Source organism: Chamaesiphon sp. OTE_8_metabat_110 (assembly GCF_031382685.1).
Classification (GTDB): Bacteria; Cyanobacteriota; Cyanobacteriia; order Cyanobacteriales; family Chamaesiphonaceae; genus Chamaesiphon.
In genome coordinates, this window is record NZ_JANMZA010000603.1 from 1 (window position 1) to 3,576 (window position 3,576).

At 49.9% G+C, this 3,576-nt stretch carries 2 protein-coding genes; both read right to left on the reverse strand.

All coding sequences use genetic code 11. The annotated features are described in order from the left end of the window. On the reverse strand, positions 1 to 2,106 hold a 2,106-nt coding region (gene psaB / locus RMO52_RS21770), incomplete at its 3' end, for a photosystem I core protein PsaB (protein ID WP_310418495.1). A 194-nt stretch (positions 2,107 to 2,300) separates the two neighbouring features. Beyond that, positions 2,301 to 3,576 (reverse strand): photosystem I core protein PsaA (psaA, locus tag RMO52_RS21775; RefSeq protein ID WP_310418498.1); only part of this gene is annotated, 1,276 nt, incomplete at its 5' end.

The window sequence follows — 3,576 nt, forward strand, 5'->3', positions numbered from 1 at the left end:
AACGATCGACATTGCAACAGGCTTGTCTTTCCAACGAACTAGGTTCGCAAGTGGAGTCCGCTCGTGTGCCCAGACAACAGTTTCGATCAACTCTTGCCAGTAACCACGCCAGCTAATTAAGAACATAAAGCCAGTCGCCCAAACTAGGTGTCCGAAGAGGAACATCCATGCCCATACAGACAGGTTGTTCATCCCGTAAGGGTTGTAACCGTTAATTAACTGTGAGGAGTTCTGCCAGAGGTAATCGCGTAACCAACCCATTAAATAAGTCGAAGACTCATTGAATTGAGCGACGTTACCTTGCCAAATACCTAAGTGTTTCCAGTGCCAGTAGAATGTTACCCAACCGAGGGTGTTTAACATCCAGAACATTGCCAGGTAGAACGAATCCCAACCGGAGATGTCACAAGTACCACCACGACCGGGGCCATCACAAGGGAAGGCGTAGCCGAAGTCTTTCTTGTCGGGCATTAATTTGGAACCACGGGCGTCCAGCGCACCTTTGACAAGAATCAAGGTGGTGGTGTGGAGTCCGAGTGCGATCGCATGGTGGACTAAGAAGTCACCAGGGCCGATGGTTAAGAACAAGGAGTTCGTACCGGAGTTGATGGCATCCAACCAACCGGGCAGATAAACTGCACTGCTGGTAGAAGCTAAACTATCTGCGTTTGAAAGTAAGGTATCAAAACCGTAAAGTAGTTTACCGTGAGAGCTTTGAACGAATTGTGCGAACACGGGTTCGATCAAGATTTGCTTCTCAGGTGTACCAAAGGCAACTACAACGTCATTATGCACGTAGAGGCCGAGGGTATGGAAGCCTAAGAATAGAGACACCCAGCTCAAGTGGGAAATAATTGCCTCTTTGTGCTCTAGCATCCGCGAAAGCACGTTGTTCCGGTTTTGCTCTGGATCGTAGTCACGAACCCAGAAGATCGCACCGTGAGCGAAGGCACCAACCATCAGGAATCCAGCAATGTACTGGTGGTGGGTGTATAGCGAAGCTTGGGTGGTAAAGTCCTGTGCCAAGAACGCATAAGGCGGCATGGAGTACATGTGTTGAGCCACCAGGGAGGTGATCACACCGAGCGAAGCCAATGCCAACCCGAGTTGAAAGTGAAGGGAGTTGTTGATCGTATCATAAAGACCTTTATGACCGTCACCGAGTCTGCCTCCGGGTGGTTTGTGAGCATTGAGGATATCCTTAATGCTGTGACCGATCCCAAAGTTAGTCCGGTACATGTGCCCAGCCACGATGAAAATCACCGCGATCGCTAGATGGTGATGCGCCATATCAGTCAACCACAAGGATTGAGTCTGGGGATGGAAACCACCTAAGAAAGTCAAGATTGCCGTACCAGAACCTTGGGAAGTCCCAAAGATCTGTTGAGCGGTATCAGGATTTTCGGCATATACGCCCCAGTTACCTGTGAAGAAGGGTTGTAACCCTGCTGGGTGAGGTAGTGTACTGGTGAAATTGTCCCAACCAACGTGCTGACCGCGAGATTCGGGGATGGCAACGTGGACTAAGTGACCAGTCCAAGCCAGAGAACTCACACCAAACAAACCAGATAAATGGTGGTTGAGGCGAGACTCAGCATTCTTGAACCAAGACAAGCTGGGACGGAATTTAGGTTGTAGGTGCAACCAACCAGCGAACAACATGACTGAAGCTAGGAGGAGTAAGAAGATCGACCCCATGTACAAGTCTTGGTTCGTTGTCATCCCGATCGTGTACCACCATTGGTAAACGCCAGAATAAGCAATGTTTACTGGATTGGATGCGCCGCCTTGGGTGAAAGCATCAACAGCAGGTTGACCAAAGTGCGGATCCCAAATTGCGTGAGCGATCGGACTGACATTGAGCGGATCTTTAATCCACTGCTCAAAGTTGCCTTGCCAAGCTACGTGGAACTGGTTGCCAGATGCCCAGAGGAAGATGATGCCCAGATGACCGAAGTGAGTTGCGAAAATCTTTTGGTAAAGATTTTCCTCAGTCATGCCATCGTGGCTTTCAAAGTCATGTGCCGTGGCAATCCCGTACCAGAGCCGACGGGTAGTCGGATCTTGAGCGAGGTCTTGGCTAAATTTAGGGAATTTAGTTGCCATAGTTTTCTTATCAGATTTCCTCGCTGACAGACGAGGTAGTTGCAGTTGGACGATGCTAAGTGCAACCACCTCGTGTGGCATTAATTAGCATCAAATTTAATGATGGTACCGAACCTGGAAATCCAGACTCGATCGGTGACATGTGTCAGAATCGAAATTCCGATCGCTTGCCACCGATAAAAAACATTGTTTCATCAGCCGATCGAGATCGCTCGTGCCAAGAAGAATGCCCAGGTGGTCGCAATACCTCCGAGGAGATAGTGAGCCACACCGACTGCCCGACCCTGAATAATGCTCAGAGCGCGAGGCTGAATTGCAGGGCCGACGTTGAGCTTGTTGTGTGCCCAGACGATCGACTCGATCAATTCTTGCCAGTAACCGCGACCGCTGAAGAGGAACATCAAGCTAAACGCCCAGATGAAGTGCGCGCCCAAGAAGATCAAACCGTAGGCAGACAGAGCTGTACCGTAGGAGTTGATGACTTGAGAAGCTTGTGCCCATAAGAAGTCACGCAACCAACCGTTGATATTGATCGCACTAGCTGCAAAGTTACCACCAGTAACGTGAGACACGGTACCATCGGGAGCAACTGTACCCCAGACATCCGACTGCATTTTCCAACTAAAGTGGAAGATCACAACCGAGATGGCGTTGTACATCCAGAACAGACCGAGGAAGACGTGATCCCAACCAGAAACTTGGCAGGTACCACCCCGACCGGGGCCGTCACAAGGGAATCGGAAGCCCAGACTAGCTTTATCGGGGATTAACCGCGAGCTACGAGCAAACAAGACACCTTTAAGGAGAATGAGGACGGTGACATGAATGGTGAAAGCATGGATGTGGTGAACCATAAAGTCCGCCGTACCCAATACAATCGGCATCATTGCCACTTTGCCACCGACAGCAAGGGTATCGCCACCGAAAGCTAGACTTGCAGTTTGCAGCGCGTTTGGCGCAGTGTTCCCGGCAGCAGCAGTGTGCAGACCTTGAATCCACTGAGCAAATACAGGTTGCAACTGAATTGCCTTATCGGAGAACATATCTTGAGGACGACCCAACGCTTGCATGGTGTCGTTGTGGACGTACAGACCGAAGCTATGGAAACCAAGGAACAAACAGACCCAGTTCAGATGGGAAATAACTGCATCGCGGTGACGCAACATCCGATCGAGTAGATTGTTCTGGTTCATAGCAGGATCGTAGTCCCGCACCATGAAAATACTGGCGTGAGCCGCACCGCCAACGATACAGAAACCGCCAATCCACATGTGGTGGGTAAAGAGCGATAGCTGAGTCGCATAATCGGTAGCAAGGTAGGGATACGGCGGCATTGCATACATGTGTTGTGCCACGATGATGCTGACCGAACCTAACATTGCTAAGTTAATTGCTAACTGAGCGTGCCAAGATGTGGTGAGAATTTCATATAGACCTTTATGACCTTCGCCAGTAAATGGCCCTTTATGA